We start from the raw sequence: 17,802 nt of genomic DNA, 5'->3' as shown, positions 1-17,802 counted from the left end.
GAAAATAATGGAGGGCTTACAGCGTTGTTTTGTCCTTCATTATCGTCATTATAGTGAGACGAGCCTGATCCTCGATGTGTTTAGCGAGGATCATGGCCGTCTTACCCTATTAGCAAAAGGAGCGCGTCGTAAGCGTTCTAATCTCAAAGGTACATTACAACCTTTTACGCCATTGTTTATTAAATGGAGTGGTAAAGGGAGTATGCCTGTCCTCACCCATGCTGAACCTATCAGTATTGGCTTGCCACTGCGCAGCTATATTTTATATTCCGCGATGTACGTTAATGAAGTCTTAGCGCGAGTATTAGAAAAGCACACCCCTTATCCGGTGTTGTTTCTTGATTATTTGAATGTGTTACGAGAGCTTGCACAAGCGGATAATCCAGAGCCAGCATTGCGTCGTTTTGAACTCGCCTTATTACATCATCTTGGTTACGGTATTGATTTTTTGCATTGCGCTGGCAGTGGGTTAGCGGTAGATGATCGCATGACCTATAACTATCGCGAACAGCATGGTTTTATTGCCTCAATAAAAATAACCCAACTGACTTTTCGAGGTGATGAATTAAAAGCAATTGCAGCGAGATGCTTTGAAACTCCTGAACAACTTCGTGCGGCGAAACGCTTTACAAGGATGGCCTTAAAGCCGTATCTTGGCTCAAAGCCATTAAAAAGTCGGGAATTGTTTCTCCCTCGAACAAGGAGTATCAGAAAATGAACAACATTCTACTGGGTATTAATATCGATCATATTGCAACGTTACGTAATGCCCGTGGTACGCGTTACCCCGATCCTGTGCATGCCGCAGAAGTGGCAGAGCGTGCTGGTGCTGATGGTATTACAGTACATTTGCGTGAAGATCGTCGTCATATTAATGATCGTGATGTTCGAATTTTACGAGAAACATTGCAAACACGGATGAACTTAGAAATGGCTGTCACTGATGAAATGGTGGCGATTGCAATTGAAACTCAACCTGAATATGTATGCTTAGTGCCTGAAAAACGTGCAGAACTAACCACTGAAGGTGGCTTAGATGTTGCCGGGCAATGTGAAAAAATCACTGCGGCCACGACTAAACTTGCTGCGGCAGGGATTAAAGTATCGTTGTTTATTGATGCCGATAAACGTCAGATTGATGCTGCGCTAGCGACGGGGGCGCCATTTATTGAATTACATACCGGTCATTATGCTGATGCGACAACGGAAGAAATCCAAGCTGCTGAACTTGAAAAAATCGCAGTGGCAGCAACGTATGCTGTAAGTCTGGGTATTAAAGTTAATGCAGGACACGGTTTAACCTACCATAACGTTAAAGCTATCGCAGCGTTACCCGAACTGTATGAGCTTAATATCGGCCATTCTATTATGGGACGGGCGATGTTTGATGGCCTTGAGAAAGCAGTTGCTGATATGCGTTTATTGATGCAGGAAGCGCGTAATTAATGGCTATTTTAGGTTTAGGGACTGATATCGTTGAAATTGAACGAATTGAAAAAGTACTCGTTCGTGCTGGTGATGGTTTTGCTGAACGAGTGTTATCGGCCTCTGAACTTGAACAATACTATCGGTTAAAATTACGCGCGCAGTTTGTGGCCAAACGGTTTGCGGTTAAAGAAGCCGCCTCTAAAGCGTTAGGCACTGGTATTGCCTGTGGGGTGTCTTTTCAAGATTTTACCGTTACCAATGATGCGCGAGGTAAGCCTCTCGTTACCTTTTCAGGTCAAGCTTTGATATTGCTAACTGCAATGGGTGGGCAACATGTGCATCTTACTATTGCTGATGAACGTCGTTATGCGGTAGCGACAGTGATCATCGAAAGTTAACGTTATCATGAAGATTATTATATAAAAAAGCGCTAGCTGATAAGGCTAGCGTTTTTTTTTGATTATTTTTTTGTGACAATATAGCGGTGTCAAATAAGCGTAATTTTAACGACGGTATTGTTTTGATGCTTTAACAACATTATCCATTTCATCAATAAGTTCTAATAGCTCGGGTTCTATATCAACTATTAACGTATTCGCTTTTAATTCAGTTTCAATGGTATGGCAGAGGTATTTTAGACGTGGAACACCACTATAAGCACAGCTACCATGTAGTTTGTGGATTGAAGGCCACAGTTCTACTTGTTTTCCATCTAACGCTTCATTGACTAATAATTCTACTTCTGGCATATAATCTAATAACATTTGTAGCATATCACGCGCTAAATCTTCCTTTTCAGCGGCTTGTTTAAGCGCTAAAGACCAATCAAAACTAATACTATTATCAATGATTGGTCGCACGTCTTGTTGTGATTGAATAATCTCAGTTATTGTCGTTGATTGAGTTGCTAACATGGCACTCTGATCACCGGTTGGAGTGACCCACTTCGCTAAGATTTGTTGCAGAATATGCTCTTCAATGGGCTTGGTAAGGTAATCATCCATCCCTGCATTGATTAATCGTTCACGTTCGCCAGCCATCGCATGGGCAGTAACGGCAATAATTGGCGTTTGATGATTAAGGTTAGTTTTGTGTATTTCTTGGCAAGCGGTAACGCCATCCATTTCTGGCATTTGAATATCCATAAAGATTAAATCAAAGGCTTTTTGATGTGCATACTCAACTGCTTTTTTACCACCCGTGGCAGTAATAACGGTTTCAACGCGCTCACCTAATAACGCTGAAATTAATTTTAAATTGGCAGGATTATCATCAACCGCCATCACTGTTAATGGTTGCACTGGTTCTGGTGGTGTAGTTAATACAGGTAATTCTGGCTCTTTCCCATCATCATCACTATCACATAATGCTTCAAATAATTTACGTGATGCAATCGGCTTACCAAGACAGATTTCAACGCCGGTATTAGTGAGTTTTTCCGACAATGCAAGTTCAGTTGTTGGTAAACAAACCAGTACTTTATCGGCAATCTGTTCAGCTTTAAAGACATGGTTAAACAGTACTGCTGTTGGTGGTTGTTCACACGGAGATAAGCACAATAAAGCAAAATCATGATGTTCGATGTCATCAGGCATGGTTGAGCGATAAGTAACATGAACCCCCGCATTAATTAATCGTTGCTGCACAACTGCAGCTGCTTGCATGTTAGGTTCAATTAACAGTAACTTTTTACCCATTAATGATGAGGTATCTATTAGATGCGATACGGGTAGATCCGTTTTGTGCATACGAATGCTAAACCAGAAGGTGGAACCTTGATGGAGACGACTGGTAAGACTGACTTGCCCACCCATTTGGCTAACCAATTTTTGGGTGATGACTAGTCCTAACCCTGTACCACCATAACGACGCGAGATACTGGCATCAGCTTGGCTAAAGGCTTGAAATAATTGTGCTTGTTGACGTTCTGAAATACCAATACCGGTATCACGTACCATAAATTGTAATTCAATATTATTATCATGCTCAGATTTGAGTTCGACAGAGACATCAATATTGCCAGTTTCGGTGAACTTAACTGCATTGCCGATTAAGTTAGTAACCACTTGTTGAATACGAAGTGGATCACCAATTAAGCCTGGTGGAATGCGAGTATCAATTTTAAGGGTTAATTCTAAGCCTTTTTCATGTGCACTTGGCGCAAGTAAACGCATCACGTCATCAAGGGCATCAGAAAAATCAAAAGGAATATTTTCCAGTAATAATTTACCCGCTTCTAATTTTGAGAAGTCTAAAATGTCATTGATGATCGTCAATAGGTTATTGGCTGAATTCTCAATTGTTAGGAGGTAATCTTGCTGGTTAGTATTGAGCTTAGTTTTAAGCATTTGACGGGTAAAGCCAATCACACCATTAAGTGGTGTTCGTAATTCGTGTGACATGTTGGCTAAAAATTCGGATTTAACCCGCGCGGCTTCTTGGGCCCGTTTTTTAGCAATATCTAATTCTACGTTTTGAATTTCAAGTTGTTCTAAGGTTTCGCGTAAATCAGAAGTGGCCTGATCAATACTTTGCTGCATTTCAATATGGTATTCAGACAGCGAGATTGCCATCGCATTGATACCATTTTTAAGCGTATCTAGCTCCCCGAGTAGTTGACCTTCAATACGAATATCAAGATGGCCGCGTCGAATTCTATCAACGACACTGATCATATGTGAAATGGGACGAGTGACATCTTGCATTAAACGATAAGCAAATAAGGACGATAAGCTTAGCCCAAGTAGTAACACCATTAAGGCAGTAAAGACTTCTTGATATTGCTGTAACCGTAATGAACTGAGATCAAGCTCGATGGCGATATAGCCTAATGGTTTACCTAATGCGTTGGTACTGGTGTTGGTGCCAAATTGGCCTTCAGTTAAAATGGGTGTGCGTAAAATAAGAGTATTATCATTAAGTTGAGTATCAAGTAAGCGCGGGATCGGCTTATCATCGGGGTACATAAAAGACGCAAAGTTACGGTGAAAGTTAGAGGTCGCAAAAATTTTATTGTGATCAGTAAAAACAGCGATACTACGAATAATATCGGAATGCTTACGATGGGTGTAACCAATCAGACGTCGAATGGCTTCCCGATTTTTTTCGGTCATGCCATATTCTGCCGAAATCGCTAACGGCTCTATGATGCTGGTACCTGTCGAAATCAATTGATGTTCGAGATCTTGATAGCGATTCATAGTAAAAAAAGCGCTCAATAACAGGCCGATTATCAGTGTTGGTGCTAATGTCAGGGTAAAGACCCTGGCACGAAGTCCATATTTGGTCATGGTTCTCTTAATTACAAGCAAGCGATTCTGTGGGAGAATTAGCACCCATCTATATTCCTAGTGTAAATAAACTAGGGCTATGCGACAAATACTCAATGTCTGAACAGTGAGCAAAACACTATGGCACGCTTTTTTAAGCCTCAAAAACGTACAACTGACACCAAGCATAAAGAAATCACCATTAATCGCTTAGATCACCTTGGTGCTGGTATTGGTCATCTAAACGGTAAATCTGTCTTTGTTGATGGTTTACTTCCCACCGAGACCGCCGTGGTGCAGTTGACGGAAGATAAAAAAAATTACGCTCGTGCTAAAGTGATTAAACGCCTTTCAGACAGCAGTGCTCGTATTAAACCCCATTGTGCGATCTATGACCAGTGTGGTGGTTGTAATTTACAGCATTTATCTCATCAAGCTCAAGTGGTATCTAAGCAGCAAGCACTGGGCGAATTAATGGAAAAATTTGCTGTTATTGATCAAGTTGATTGTATTCAACAGCCACCGATTATCAGTGAATCATGGCATTATCGTCGTTGTGCTCGCTTTGCAGTTCGCGTTGAAAATAATGGTCAGTTGGAGTTTGGTTTCCGTAAAAAGCAAAGTAATGACATTGTTAATGTTAACGAGTGCCCAGTATTAGCCCAACCATTAAATGATTTATTAGCGCCATTACGCGAGTTATTAAATAGTTTAAAAGGACGTCGCTTTATTGGGCATCTTGAATTGACCCATGCAGATAATGGCTGTGTAGTCTTGATTCGTCATTTAGCGCCTTTTAATGCGGATGATAGTGCACTTATTCAGGCATTTGCTGCCAAACATAATGTGATGTTATTTTTAGCGCCAGAAACCGATGAACTCATTCAGAGCCATGGTGACCAACCTTATTATGAGATTGATGGCCTTAAATTGATGTTTTCACCGAAAGACTTTATTCAAGTTAATCGTGATGTAAACATTAAAATGGTCGCACAAGCTATCGAATGGCTTGATGTTCAGCCTCAAGATAGGGTGTTAGATCTATTCTGTGGTTTAGGAAACTTTAGTTTGCCGTTAGCTAAGCGTGCTAAAGCAGTGGTTGGCGTGGAAGGTATTGATGATATGGTTTTACGCGCCACAGACAATGCTCAGGTTAACGCGCAATATAATGCCACATTTTATCAAGCCAATTTAGAACAAGACGTGACGAAATTAGAGTGGGCGCAAGAGCAATTTGATAAGATTTTATTAGATCCTGCGCGCGCTGGTGCTGCTGGTGTGATGGATCATGTGGTTAAGCTAGCACCAAATAAAGTGGTTTATGTATCATGTAATCCAGCAACATTGGCGCGTGATAGCCAAGTATTATTACAAAAAGGTTATCAGTTAGAGCGTCTTGGTATGTTGGATATGTTCCCAAATACGGGGCATTTAGAATCAATGGCATTATTTGTAAAGGTTCAAAAAAAGCATAAAAAATAGTTATAGCAATGACTGCTATTGCCATTAAATAGAAGACAGGACAGAGACATGGTCGCAGTACGTGGAGCACATCTAAAAGAAAACACGATATTTGAGTTAGCCTCATGGGTCGAAAGTTTACGTTTGGATGCAAAAACGTTTGGACGTTTAGAAGGAACTTATCTACGTTGTCAGGAACTGGTTGTTGATCAAGAAAACGGTACGTTGTTGTTATGGCGTGGCCGTGAAATGGTTGAGATTCTGGTGACGTTAAGCATGGACGCCGATACATTAATATCGGCAATGCTATATCCATTAGTTGAAGCGGGTTGTTATAACCATGAGCAAGTAAAAGAAGATTACAACGGCACTATTCTGCATTTGGTCGAAGGTGTTGAGCAAATGTGTGCCATTAATCAGCTTAAATCGACGGCTGAAGAAACAGCGCAATCTACGCAAGTGGATAGTATTCGCCGAATGCTGCTATCGATGGTTGATGATTTCCGTTGCGTGGTTATCAAGTTAGCTGAACGTATTTGTAATCTACGTGAAGTTAAAAATGAGCCAGACGCGATTCGTCGTGTTGCAGCGCAAGAGTGTGCCAATATTTATGCGCCATTGGCAAACCGATTGGGCATCGGACAATTAAAATGGGAAATTGAAGATTACGCTTTCCGTTATCAGCATCCCGAAGTTTATAAGCAAATAGCCAAGCAGCTTTCAGAGCGCCGCATTGATCGTGAAGGCTACATCATGCATTTTGTTGATGATTTATCTGACGCAATGCGGGCTTCAAATATTCGCGCAGAAGTGCAAGGTCGACCTAAACATATTTATAGCATTTGGCGCAAGATGCAGAAGAAAAGTTTAGAGTTTGATGAGCTTTTTGATGTGCGTGCGGTACGTATTGTGGCAGAAGAGCTGCAAGATTGTTATGCAGCATTAGGTGTAGTGCATACTAAATATCGTCATTTGCCCAAAGAATTTGATGATTATGTCGCTAATCCTAAACCGAATGGTTATCAATCGATTCATACAGTAGTTCTGGGTCCTGAAGGCAAAACGATTGAGATTCAGATCCGTACTAAGCAAATGCATGAAGAGTCTGAACTCGGCGTTGCTGCGCACTGGAAATATAAGGAAGGTCCCGCTGCGTCTAGTGGTGCTCAGTCTGCGTATGATGAAAAAATAAATTGGTTACGTAAGTTACTGGTATGGCAAGAAGAGATGTCAGATTCTGGTGAAATGCTCGATGAATTACGTAGCCAAGTATTTGATGATCGTGTTTATGCGTTTACCCCAAAAGGTGACGTGGTTGATTTGCCATCAAATGCAACTCCATTAGACTTTGCTTATCACATTCACTCAGAAGTGGGGCATCGTTGTATAGGGGCAAAAGTAGAAGGCCGTATTGTGCCGTTTACTTACCATTTACAGATGGGGGATCAAGTTGAGATTATTACTCAAAAAGAGCCAAATCCTTCGCGTGATTGGTTAAACCCTAATCAAGGTTTTGTAACCTCAAGCCGTGCCCGAGCCAAAGTGCACGCGTGGTTCCGTAAACAAGATCGCGATAAAAACATTATTGCGGGTAAAGAAATTCTTGAAGCTGAGCTAAGTAGGATCAACGCAACGCTAAAAGATGCTCATTCTTACGCCAGCAAACGTTTTAATGTTAATTCGCCAGAAGAGCTATATGCAGGAATTGGTAGTGGTGATCTGCGGATAAACCAAATTATCAATCATATTAATGCCCTGATTAACAAACCGACAGCAGAAGAAGAAGATCAGCAACTGCTTGATAAGTTGTCTGAAGCAAGTGATAAAGCGTCACATGTCTCGAAGAAGCCTCGTCGTGATTCTGTCGTGGTTGAAGGAGTCGATAATTTAATGACCCATTTAGCACGTTGTTGTCAGCCTATTCCTGGTGATGATATCCAAGGTTTTGTCACTCAAGGGCGGGGTATTTCTGTTCATCGCAATGATTGTGAGCAATTGGAAGAATTGCGTCATCATGCACTTGAACGGATCATTGATACGGTTTGGGGTGGTGGTTTTATTGGTAATTATACCATTACCGTTCGCGTGACCGCTTCTGAGCGTAACGGTTTACTTAAAGAATTGACCAATACTTTGATGAACGAAAAAGTCAAAGTTGCAGGTATGAAGAGCCGAGTCGATTATAAAAAACAAATGTCGATCATGGATTTTGAACTTGAATTAACAGATTTAGAGGTCTTAGGACGAGTATTAAATCGTATTGAACAAGTCAAAGACGTCGCAGAAGCTAAGCGTTTATATAGTTAGTCGTGATAGATAATATCGAATACAGCAATAGGTAGCTTCGGCTACCTATTTTTTTATTTAGGGAGATAATAATGCATAACAAAACCACACTTGATATCGATAATCTATTAACCATTATGGCGCAGTTACGTGATCCTAAGAACGGCTGTCCGTGGGATCTAAAACAAGATTTTGATTCAATCGTACCTTATACCATTGAAGAAGCGTATGAAGTTGCCGATGCGATAGATCAAAAAAATTGGGTTGATGTAAAAGAAGAACTCGGTGATTTATTGTTTCAAGTGGTGTTTTATAGCCAATTAGCCAAAGAACAAGATTTATTTGATTTTAATGATGTCGTTGCTGGCATTAGTGAAAAATTAACTCGTCGTCATCCGCATGTCTTTAATGATGAGAAATTTGAAGATGAGATGGCGGTAAAACAAAACTGGGAAGCTGAAAAAGCCAAAGAACGAGCACAAAAATTACAAGATGAAAGTTTGCTCGCTAATATCCCACTAGCATTACCCGCATTGACTCGCGCTGATAAAATTCAACAACGTTGTGCCAGTCAAGGTTTTGATTGGGATACGTTAGGACCAGTGGTTGATAAAGTTACTGAAGAACTCGATGAAGTGATGGCAGAAGTCATTCAAACGCCACAAGATCAGCATAAAATCGCTGAAGAGATGGGAGATTTGCTCTTTTCAGTAGTAAATTTAAGTCGTCATCTTGATGTCAAACCCGAACATGCACTGCAACAAGCAAATAAAAAATTTGAACGACGTTTTCGCCAAGTCGAAAAAAATGTGTTAGAACAAGGTAAGTCTTTAAATCAATGTTCATTAACTGAGCTAGATTTTGAGTGGGATAGAGTAAAACAGCATGAATGCAATAAATAATTATTCCCACTTGGCATAGTTATACGGTAGTAGTATGATAACTTATCAGCTAAAAGCAGCGATATGGGGTGAAAATTGCACACATATCACTTCCTTGATTTGAGACAAAAAAAATCTTAGGGGTGTATGATAGTTTTCACGTTGTGGCGATAAATGGTGTCTGGTATACTAATTTCCCGTCCAGATACACTTTTTCCTCTACACCAATCTTCCAGGTTTAACATGACAACGAATTATATTTTTGTTACGGGCGGAGTAGTATCCTCTCTAGGTAAAGGCATTGCTGCAGCATCATTAGCAGCCATTCTAGAAGCACGTGGTCTTAATGTGACCATGATGAAATTAGACCCTTACATTAACGTTGATCCAGGCACAATGAGCCCTACTCAGCACGGTGAAGTATTCGTTACGGAAGACGGTGCAGAGACTGATCTTGACTTAGGTCACTACGAGCGTTTTATTCGTACCAAAATGACAAAGCGTAATAACTTTACTGCTGGTCGTGTGTACGCAGACGTATTACGCAAAGAGCGTCGTGGTGATTACCTAGGTGCAACGATTCAGGTTATTCCACATATCACGAACGAAATTAAAGAGCGTGTTATTGCTGGTTCTGCGGGTCATGATATAGCGATTGTTGAAGTCGGTGGCACAGTTGGTGATATTGAATCACTACCGTTCATGGAAGCTATTCGTCAACTTGCAATTCAACAAGGTCGTGAAAACACTTTGTTTATGCACTTAACGTTAGTTCCTTACCTTGCTGCTGCTGGTGAAGTGAAAACTAAGCCAACTCAACACTCAGTAAAAGAATTACTTTCTATCGGTATTCAACCAGATATTTTGATATGCCGTAGTGATCGTGTTATTCCTGCAAACGAACGTGCAAAAATTGCGCTGTTCTGTAATGTGCAGGAAAAAGCGGTTATTTCAATGAAAGATGTAGATTCAATCTACAAAATCCCACAACTTATTAAAGCTCAAGGCCTTGATGACTTGGTATGTAAGCGTTTTGGTATTACTGCACCAGAAGCTGATTTATCTGAGTGGGAACAAGTTATTTATGAAGAAGCTAATCCGACAGCAGAAGTGACTATTGGTCTGGTTGGTAAATACACTGAATTGCCTGATGCATATAAATCAGTTAACGAAGCGCTTAAACACGCAGGTCTGAAAAATCGCATTTCAGTACAAATTAAATATATTGATTCTCAAGATGTTGAGTCTAAAGGCACCGAAGTGCTTGCTAACCTTGATGCAATCTTAGTACCTGGTGGCTTTGGTCATCGTGGTATTGAAGGTAAAATTCTAACGGCGCAATATGCACGTGAAAACAAAATTCCTTATTTAGGTATTTGTTTAGGTATGCAAGTCGCATTAATTGATTTTGCTCGTAATGTAGCAAACATGGCGGATGCACACTCAACTGAATTTAACGCTGATACTAAGCACCCAGTGGTTGGCTTGATCACTGAGTGGGTTGATAGCGAAGGTAACGTAGAAGAGCGTACTGAAAAATCTGATCTTGGTGGCACAATGCGCCTTGGTTCTCAGTTATGTCATCTTCAAGAAGGCTCAAAAGCACGTGAATTGTACGCTCAAGCGTCAATCCATGAGCGTCATCGCCACCGTTACGAAGTTAATAACAACTTGCTACCGAAGCTAGTAAAAGCAGGCCTAAAAGTGTCTGGTTTATCAGCTGATAAGAAGCTAGTTGAGATTATTGAAATTCCGAATCATCCTTGGTTCGTTGCTGCACAGTTCCATCCAGAATTCACTTCAACACCTCGTGATGGTCACCCATTATTTGAAGGTTTTGTTAAAGCTGCGGGCATATATCACCGCGGTGAATCTGATAAGTAAGGATTACTGATAGCTGTAGCAGTTATCGCTGCAGCTATTTTATTTAGCTTTTAATTTGAAGATAAAGCAGAGGAAACACAATGTCTAAGATCGTTAAAGTTCTAGCTCGTGAAATCATCGACTCACGTGGCAACCCAACAATTGAAGCTGAAGTTCACCTAGAAGGTGGTTTCGTTGGTATGGCTGCTGCACCGTCTGGTGCTTCTACTGGTTCTCGTGAAGCTCTTGAGCTTCGTGATGGCGACAAATCTCGTTTCCTTGGTAAAGGTGTTCTTAAAGCTGTTGCTGCTGCAAACGGTCCAATCGCTGAAGTCCTTATGGGTAAAGACGCGACTGATCAAGCTGCAATCGACCAACTTATGATCGACCTTGACGGTACTGAAAATAAATCTAACTTTGGCGCTAACGCAATCCTAGCTGTTTCTCTTGCGAACGCAAAAGCAGCTGCTGCATCTAAAGGCATGCCTTTATACGAGCACATTGCTGAGCTAAACGGTACTGCTGGTCAGTTCTCTATGCCTCTACCTATGATGAACATCATCAATGGTGGCGAGCACGCAGATAACACTATTGATATTCAAGAATTCATGATTCAGCCTGTAGGTGCTAAGACACTTCGTGAAGCTGTACGTATGGGTTCTGAAGTCTTCCACAGCCTAGCTAAAGTTCTTAAGTCTAAGGGCATGAGCACAGCTGTAGGTGACGAAGGTGGTTTCGCTCCAAACCTTGAGTCAAACGAAGCTGCTCTTAAAGCAATTCAAGAAGCTGTTGAAGCTGCAGGTTACGAGCTAGGTACAGATATTACTCTAGCGATGGACTGTGCTGCTTCTGAGTTCTACAACAAAGAACAAGGTATCTACGACCTTAAAGGTGAAGGTAAGAAATTTACTTCAGAAGAATTTAACTTCTTCCTTAAAGATCTAGTAGACAAGTTCCCAGCTATCGTTTCTATCGAAGATGGTCTAGACGAATCAGATTGGGCTGGCTTCAAGCACCAAACTGAACTACTAGGTGACAAGATTCAACTAGTAGGTGACGATCTATTCGTTACAAACACTAAGATCTTTGCTGAAGGTATTGAGAAAGGTATTACTAACTCAATCCTAATCAAGCTAAACCAAATCGGTTCTCTAACTGAAACTCTAGCTTGTATTAAAATGGCTAAAGATGCTGGTTATACTGCTGTTATCTCTCACCGTTCAGGCGAGACAGAAGACGCAACTATTGCTGATTTAGCAGTAGGTACAGCTGCAGGTCAAATCAAAACTGGTTCTATGAGCCGTTCTGACCGTGTTGCTAAGTACAACCAACTTATCCGTATCGAAGAAGCACTAGGTGAACGTGCTGCTTTCAACGGTCTTAAAGAAGTTAAAGGTCAAGCTTAATTCTTTTAAGCCTATCATTGAGCTTGCTCAATGAGCCTAAATCAAACCGTCTCTTAGGAGGCGGTTTTTTTTTCTGAAAAAGTGATACTGCTGTAAATAACGCTAAATAAACAGCTTTTGTTTGATTTAACAGCAAAATTGACACGTAACTAGCACTGTATCAACTCTATAGCCATAATAGTGGTCACAATAAGCTGATTATGGGATTATTACGCTTTCGCAACATGCATTCCAATGGTTTACGATCAGTGATTGATTGGAATGTATATTGTTGGTATTGACATCTACGCTAATTTTAAAGGGGAATCATGCGTCTGTTTATTATTATCCTGCTAGTGGTTTTAGCTTGGCTGCAGTACGATTTTTGGGATGGTAAAAACGGTATGAACGAATATACCGCAGTAAAAGAAAGCGTTGCTTTACAGCAAGCTGCTAATACTGAATTACAACAACGAAACCAACAAATGTACGCAGAAATTAAAGATCTTCATGGCGGTAAAGAAGCCGTAGAAGAGCGCGCGCGCAATGATTTAGGTTTAATTAAACCCGGTGAAACTTTTGTTCGAGTGTTAGGTGATAATAACTAACGTTAGCGTTTTTTGTTGTGAGTAATAAAGCTAATGATCGCTGAAGAATTTATTGCCGTAGTACCTGCGGCTGGAGTTGGCAGTCGAATGGCTGCTGATCGTCCGAAGCAATATCTTCATATTGCAGGTAAAACGATTTTAGAGCATACCGTTGATCGTCTATTGAGCTTACCTGAAATTACACGGGTGATAATTGCTGTTAGTGCAGATGATCCTTATTTTCCACAGTTACCATTAGCGACTGATTCACGGATCACCGTGGTCGATGGTGGTGCTGAACGGGCTGATTCAGTGTTTGCGGGTTTAGCGGCGATTGATAATAACAATGCATGGGTATTAGTGCATGATGCTGCGCGGCCATGTGTTAGGTTAACTGACTTAACGGCTTTGATAACAGCCGCTGTTAATAGTGATTGTGGTGCGATTTTAGCAGCTCCTGTACGTGACACCATGAAACGTGGGCATAATAAAGCAACACAATCTCAGATTATTCATACGGTCGATCGTGAAAACTTATGGCATGCGTTAACACCACAAATGTTTCGTGTTGGACAATTACGCCAATCATTAACGACAGCTTTAGCTCAAGGTGCGACGATCACTGATGAAGCATCCGCATTAGAATTTTGTGGTTATACCCCGATCCTCGTTGCTGGACGGAGTGATAATCTGAAGGTGACACAGCCAGAAGATTTAGCCTTGGCTGAGTTTTATCTACAACTCTTATTAAAGGAACAACATTAATGCGAATTGGTCACGGGTTTGATGTGCATAAATTTGGTGGTGCAGGCCCCGTTATTATTGGTGGTGTTGCTGTTCCTTATGAACAAGGTCTAATCGCACACTCTGATGGTGATGTCGCTTTACACGCTGTTTGTGATGCGTTGTTAGGGGCAATCGGTGCGGGTGATATTGGTCGTCATTTCCCTGATACTGACGCTGAGTGGGCCGGTGCCGATAGTCGATTTTTATTACGTGATGTCTACAGCAAGGTTAAGGCAATGGGCTATTGTCTTGGTAATCTCGATGTCACTATTATTGCCCAAGCACCCAAAATGGCACCTCACATTACGGCGATGTGCCAAGCCATAGCTGACGATCTGGAAACAGATATCGCCAATATTAATGTTAAAGCAACTACTTCTGAACGCCTAGGATTTACTGGACGTAAAGAAGGTATTGCTTGTGAAGCCGTTGTTTTAATTAAAAAGGTATAATGACATCATGTCGACAAATAACATCTCAACAAACGTAATGGATTGTTTTAAGTGGCTTCATGAACAGCCAACTTGCCATGGAAATATTAAGGCAAATCCACAAGATTTTATCGTTAACGAGCAGTTAGGTTTTACCTTTACAGGTACTGGCGAGCACTTAATGGTTAAAATTCGCAAAACAGGCGAAAATACTAAATATGTGGTTAATGAATTAGCCAAAGCGTGTGGTGTGAAATCGCGTGATGTGAGTTGGGCCGGTCTTAAAGATCGCCACGCAGTCACTGATCAATGGATAAGTGTTCATTTACCAGGTAAAGCTGATCCTGATTTAACTCAGTTTGAAGCAGAGCACCCTGGAATTGAAATTCTTGAAACGACTCGCAATGATAAAAAACTACGCCCTGGTGATTTGCAAGGTAACTGGTTCCAATTGCGCTTAACTGATTTAGATCAGCCTCAAGCATTAGCTGAACGTTTAGAGTTAGTAAAGCAACAAGGTGTTGCAAACTATTTTGGTCAGCAACGTTTTGGTTATGGCGGCAATAACGTCATTAAAGCTCGCGCTTGGGGTAATAATGAATTCCGTGTTCGTGATAAGAGCAAGCGTAGTTTTTACTTATCAGCTGCACGCTCATGGATGTTTAACCAAGTATTGTCTGCGCGTATTGAGCAAAATCTTACCCGTGAAATTATGCTAGGTGATTGCCTACAAGCCGCTGGTGATGATCGCACGTTTATTGCTGAAACTATTACCCCTGAATTACAGCAACAAGTAATGCAAGGTGAAGTAGCAATTACAGGCCCATTGCTAGGTGATAACGCTTTACCTACAACAGCTGATGCACAAGCATTTGAATTAGCGATTGTTGAGCAAGAACCTGCACTTGTAGCATTAGTACGTGATAATCGTATGCGTCATGATCGTCGTTCATTATTATTACTACCACAAGATATGCAATGGCAGTTTGATGATAATGGCGTGATCCTTTCTTTTGCTTTACCTGCTGGCAGTTTTGCGACTTCGGTCGTGCGTGAGTTGATCATGCCGCTAGAATCAGAAGGTATGAATGATGAGAATACTGATCAGCAATGATGATGGTATTTTTGCTGAAGGTATTAATACGTTAGCTGAGGTTCTAAGTGAGCTTGGTGAAGTAACGGTAGTTGCCCCTGATCGTAATCGATCAGGGGCATCCAATTCATTAACGATTGATTACCCATTACGTATTCGTCAGCAAAGTGACAATAAAGTCGCGGTTCAAGGTACGCCAGTAGATTGTGTCCATTTTGCATTAACTGAATGGTTAGATAACTTGCCCGATATTGTGGTGGCGGGGATTAATCATGGTGCAAATTTAGGCGATGATGTACTTTATTCTGGCACGGTTGCTGCGGCGACTGAAGGTTATTTTTTAGGTGTACCTGCGATTGCTGTTTCATTAGTGGGTGATACCCATTTTGATACTGCTGCTCAAGTTGTAAAGATCTTGATTGAAAAAATGGTCATGCAGCCATTATCTACATCTACTCAAAAAATTATTAATGTTAATGTTCCTGATGTGCCTTTTGATCAACTAAAAGGGTGGAAAACAACCCGCTTAGGGGCACGTCATCGGGCTGTGAGTATGATTAAAAAAACCGATCCTCGTGGGAATCCATTATATTGGTTAGGACCTCCGGGTGATACACAAGATGCTACCGAAGGCACTGATTTTTTTGCGATTGAACATGGAGAAGTTTCTATTACTCCGTTACAAGTCGACCTGACTGCGCATGATGCAATAGTTGGGCTAGAAAGCTGGATGCATGCGGTGGAGATTCGATAACTATGCGTTATCAGAGGCAAGTTGATAAATTAATTGCGTTATTAGTTAATCGAGGTATTACCGATCAGCGAGTGCTGCAAGCTATTGCTGCGATACCTCGCCAATTTTTTATTGATGAAGCATTTTCTTATCAAGCTTATGAGAATAATGCGTTACCGATAGGCAGTGGTCAGACGATTTCACAACCTTATATTGTTGCAAAGATGACCTCGCTATTAGCATTAACGCCGCAATCATCGGTGCTAGAAATTGGTACTGGATCCGGTTATCAAGCGTCAGTGTTAGCGCAATTAGCTGATCATGTTTATTCTGTTGAGCGAATTAAAGGCCTGCAATGGCAAGCAAAACGACGTTTTAAACAATTAGAATTATATAATATTTCGACTAAACATGGTGATGGATGGCAAGGTTGGGAAAGTAAAGGCCCATTTGATGCTATTATTGTTACCGCCGCGCCAAGTGAGGTTCCCCAGAGCCTATTAACCCAACTTGCCGATGGTGGTCGATTAATATTACCCGTAGGGTATTCAGAGCAAGTGTTAAAATTGATTGTTCGCAATGGCGAACAGTTTATTGAAACGGATATCGAACCTGTTAAATTTGTGCCGTTAGTGGCTGGAGATTTGGCGTAAATCATGAGTATTGAGCGTATGATAAAAAAAATAATTCAACCTTCTTTGCTAGCAGTAACCTGTGTGGTGCTGTTATCTGCATGTAGTAGTCATACGCCTGCGCCTGTTTCAAATCTTGCTAAAGATTATTCACAATTGCAACGTGGCAGTTTTCATGGCAGTTATTACACTGTTCAGAAAGGAGATACGCTGTATTTTATCTCTTATATGACCGGGCGTGATGTTAAAGATATCGTTAAGCTAAACCGCTTACCTTACCCTTATACGATTTATCCTGGGCAAAGATTGGCGATTCCAACAGCGGATAGTCAAGGGCGTACTAATAACGTCGTTGTAATGCCAATAATTGCACCATCAGCTGCAAAAACGGTAACCCAGACCGTACATAAACCCGTCATCAAAAAACCAGTAGTGCAAAAAACAACCAATAAACCAGTTGCTAAGCAAGAAGCAAAAGAGTACTCTGAAAAAACAAAAGTTAACAAACCCGTAACAAATAAGCCAGTAACAAAACCAACGTCACATGTTTCAAGTTCTGGCTGGGCTTGGCCTGTGAAAGGTAAAATTATTGAAGGGTTCTCAAACGCAGATAATGGCAATAAAGGTATCGATATTACTGCCGCTCGTGGTACGCCAATTCGCGCAACATCAGCTGGAAAAGTGGTTTATGCCGGTGATGCACTGCGAGGATACGGTAATTTAGTGATCATTAAGCACAGTGAAGATTACCTTAGTGCTTATGCGCACAACGATAAAATATTAGTTAAAGAGCAACAATCAGTTAAAGCTGGTCAGGAAATAGCGACGATGGGGAGTTCTGGTGCATCAAGTGTTCGATTGCATTTTGAAATCCGCTATAAAGGAAAGTCTGTCGATCCAATGCGCTTTCTTCCTAAGTAGTTCGCCATAATAAAAATAGAGAAACGTATAAATCAGAGATGACATC

General features: G+C 41.1%; 16 protein-coding genes. 15 read left to right on the top strand and 1 reads right to left on the bottom strand.

What is annotated here, in order from left to right:
* Positions 1 to 4: 4 nt before the first annotated feature.
* Genes recO through acpS form a run of 3 tightly spaced genes read left to right on the top strand, consistent with a single transcriptional unit; the run spans position 5 to position 1,826 of the window.
* Positions 5 to 718 (top strand): DNA repair protein RecO, encoded by a 714-nt coding sequence (gene recO / locus CIK00_RS17810; protein WP_193435488.1) that lies wholly within the window; start codon positions 5 to 7, stop codon positions 716 to 718.
* Positions 715 to 1,446 carry a pyridoxine 5'-phosphate synthase gene (gene pdxJ, locus CIK00_RS17805; protein WP_101769969.1) on the top strand — a complete coding sequence of 244 codons (732 nt, stop codon included), beginning with the start codon at positions 715 to 717 and terminating at the stop codon, positions 1,444 to 1,446. Before recO ends, pdxJ begins: the two co-directional genes overlap by 4 nt.
* Positions 1,446 to 1,826 carry a holo-ACP synthase gene (gene acpS / locus CIK00_RS17800; RefSeq protein ID WP_101769968.1) on the top strand — a complete coding sequence of 127 codons (381 nt, stop codon included), beginning with the start codon at positions 1,446 to 1,448 and terminating at the stop codon, positions 1,824 to 1,826. Before pdxJ ends, acpS begins: the two co-directional genes overlap by 1 nt.
* Before the next feature lie 105 nt (positions 1,827 to 1,931).
* Here the strand turns inward: acpS and barA are convergent, their stop codons facing one another.
* Positions 1,932 to 4,718, bottom strand: a complete 2,787-nt coding sequence (barA, locus tag CIK00_RS17795) for a two-component sensor histidine kinase BarA (protein WP_101769967.1) — start codon at positions 4,716 to 4,718, stop codon at positions 1,932 to 1,934.
* A 120-nt stretch (positions 4,719 to 4,838) separates the two neighbouring features.
* Here barA and rlmD point away from each other — a divergent pair, with 120 nt between their 5' ends.
* The 12 genes from rlmD to CIK00_RS17735 all read left to right on the top strand — a co-directional run bounded on the left by rlmD (position 4,839) and on the right by CIK00_RS17735 (position 17,756).
* The gene (gene rlmD / locus CIK00_RS17790) at positions 4,839 to 6,179 is read left to right on the top strand and encodes a 23S rRNA (uracil(1939)-C(5))-methyltransferase RlmD (RefSeq protein WP_101769966.1); all 1,341 of its coding nucleotides are present in this window, start codon (positions 4,839 to 4,841) and stop codon (positions 6,177 to 6,179) included.
* 48 nt (positions 6,180 to 6,227) lie between these two features.
* Positions 6,228 to 8,465, top strand: coding sequence for a GTP diphosphokinase (relA, locus tag CIK00_RS17785; protein WP_101769965.1), 2,238 nt, complete (start codon positions 6,228 to 6,230; stop codon positions 8,463 to 8,465).
* 71 nt (positions 8,466 to 8,536) lie between these two features.
* Positions 8,537 to 9,346 (top strand): nucleoside triphosphate pyrophosphohydrolase, encoded by an 810-nt coding sequence (mazG, locus tag CIK00_RS17780; RefSeq protein WP_101769964.1) that lies wholly within the window; start codon positions 8,537 to 8,539, stop codon positions 9,344 to 9,346.
* A 222-nt stretch (positions 9,347 to 9,568) separates the two neighbouring features.
* Complete coding sequence (locus CIK00_RS17775; RefSeq protein WP_101769963.1) at positions 9,569 to 11,209, top strand: CTP synthase; 1,641 nt, start codon at positions 9,569 to 9,571, stop codon at positions 11,207 to 11,209.
* An 80-nt stretch (positions 11,210 to 11,289) separates the two neighbouring features.
* Positions 11,290 to 12,594, top strand: coding sequence for a phosphopyruvate hydratase (eno, locus tag CIK00_RS17770; RefSeq protein ID WP_101769962.1), 1,305 nt, complete (start codon positions 11,290 to 11,292; stop codon positions 12,592 to 12,594).
* 308 nt (positions 12,595 to 12,902) lie between these two features.
* Positions 12,903 to 13,181 (top strand): cell division protein FtsB, encoded by a 279-nt coding sequence (gene ftsB, locus CIK00_RS17765; protein ID WP_036793329.1) that lies wholly within the window; start codon positions 12,903 to 12,905, stop codon positions 13,179 to 13,181.
* A 33-nt stretch (positions 13,182 to 13,214) separates the two neighbouring features.
* Positions 13,215 to 13,925, top strand: a complete 711-nt coding sequence (gene ispD / locus CIK00_RS17760; RefSeq protein ID WP_193435486.1) for a 2-C-methyl-D-erythritol 4-phosphate cytidylyltransferase — start codon at positions 13,215 to 13,217, stop codon at positions 13,923 to 13,925.
* The gene (gene ispF / locus CIK00_RS17755; protein WP_101769961.1) at positions 13,925 to 14,398 is read left to right on the top strand and encodes a 2-C-methyl-D-erythritol 2,4-cyclodiphosphate synthase; all 474 of its coding nucleotides are present in this window, start codon (positions 13,925 to 13,927) and stop codon (positions 14,396 to 14,398) included. The genes ispD and ispF overlap by 1 nt, the downstream gene beginning before the upstream one ends.
* Positions 14,399 to 14,435: 37 nt before the next feature.
* Positions 14,436 to 15,491, top strand: a complete 1,056-nt coding sequence (truD, locus tag CIK00_RS17750; RefSeq protein WP_101770006.1) for a tRNA pseudouridine(13) synthase TruD — start codon at positions 14,436 to 14,438, stop codon at positions 15,489 to 15,491.
* Complete coding sequence (gene surE, locus CIK00_RS17745; protein WP_101769960.1) at positions 15,469 to 16,224, top strand: 5'/3'-nucleotidase SurE; 756 nt, start codon at positions 15,469 to 15,471, stop codon at positions 16,222 to 16,224. The genes truD and surE overlap by 23 nt, the downstream gene beginning before the upstream one ends.
* A 2-nt stretch (positions 16,225 to 16,226) precedes the next feature.
* Positions 16,227 to 16,856, top strand: coding sequence for a protein-L-isoaspartate(D-aspartate) O-methyltransferase (locus CIK00_RS17740; RefSeq protein WP_101769959.1), 630 nt, complete (start codon positions 16,227 to 16,229; stop codon positions 16,854 to 16,856).
* Between the two features lie 3 nt (positions 16,857 to 16,859).
* Positions 16,860 to 17,756, top strand: coding sequence for a peptidoglycan DD-metalloendopeptidase family protein (locus CIK00_RS17735; protein ID WP_101769958.1), 897 nt, complete (start codon positions 16,860 to 16,862; stop codon positions 17,754 to 17,756).
* The last annotated feature ends 46 nt before the right edge of the window (positions 17,757 to 17,802 follow it).

It is taken from the genome of Photobacterium carnosum, from assembly GCF_002849605.1.
Lineage (GTDB): Bacteria > Pseudomonadota > Gammaproteobacteria > Enterobacterales > Vibrionaceae > Photobacterium > Photobacterium carnosum.
Note: the sequence above shows the minus strand (reverse complement) of the source record. Positions and strands in the feature narration are given on the sequence as shown.

Coding starts and splice junctions, on each gene's coding strand:
- pdxJ (WP_101769969.1), top strand. CDS start 715: ATGAACAACATTCTACTGGGTATTAATATCGATCATATTGCAACGTTA.
- acpS (WP_101769968.1), top strand. CDS start 1,446: ATGGCTATTTTAGGTTTAGGGACTGATATCGTTGAAATTGAACGAATT.
- barA (WP_101769967.1), bottom strand. CDS start 4,718: ATGACCAAATATGGACTTCGTGCCAGGGTCTTTACCCTGACATTAGCA.
- rlmD (WP_101769966.1), top strand. CDS start 4,839: ATGGCACGCTTTTTTAAGCCTCAAAAACGTACAACTGACACCAAGCAT.
- relA (WP_101769965.1), top strand. CDS start 6,228: ATGGTCGCAGTACGTGGAGCACATCTAAAAGAAAACACGATATTTGAG.
- mazG (WP_101769964.1), top strand. CDS start 8,537: ATGCATAACAAAACCACACTTGATATCGATAATCTATTAACCATTATG.
- CIK00_RS17775 (WP_101769963.1), top strand. CDS start 9,569: ATGACAACGAATTATATTTTTGTTACGGGCGGAGTAGTATCCTCTCTA.
- eno (WP_101769962.1), top strand. CDS start 11,290: ATGTCTAAGATCGTTAAAGTTCTAGCTCGTGAAATCATCGACTCACGT.
- ftsB (WP_036793329.1), top strand. CDS start 12,903: ATGCGTCTGTTTATTATTATCCTGCTAGTGGTTTTAGCTTGGCTGCAG.
- ispD (WP_193435486.1), top strand. CDS start 13,215: ATGATCGCTGAAGAATTTATTGCCGTAGTACCTGCGGCTGGAGTTGGC.
- ispF (WP_101769961.1), top strand. CDS start 13,925: ATGCGAATTGGTCACGGGTTTGATGTGCATAAATTTGGTGGTGCAGGC.
- truD (WP_101770006.1), top strand. CDS start 14,436: ATGGATTGTTTTAAGTGGCTTCATGAACAGCCAACTTGCCATGGAAAT.
- surE (WP_101769960.1), top strand. CDS start 15,469: ATGAGAATACTGATCAGCAATGATGATGGTATTTTTGCTGAAGGTATT.
- CIK00_RS17740 (WP_101769959.1), top strand. CDS start 16,227: ATGCGTTATCAGAGGCAAGTTGATAAATTAATTGCGTTATTAGTTAAT.
- CIK00_RS17735 (WP_101769958.1), top strand. CDS start 16,860: ATGAGTATTGAGCGTATGATAAAAAAAATAATTCAACCTTCTTTGCTA.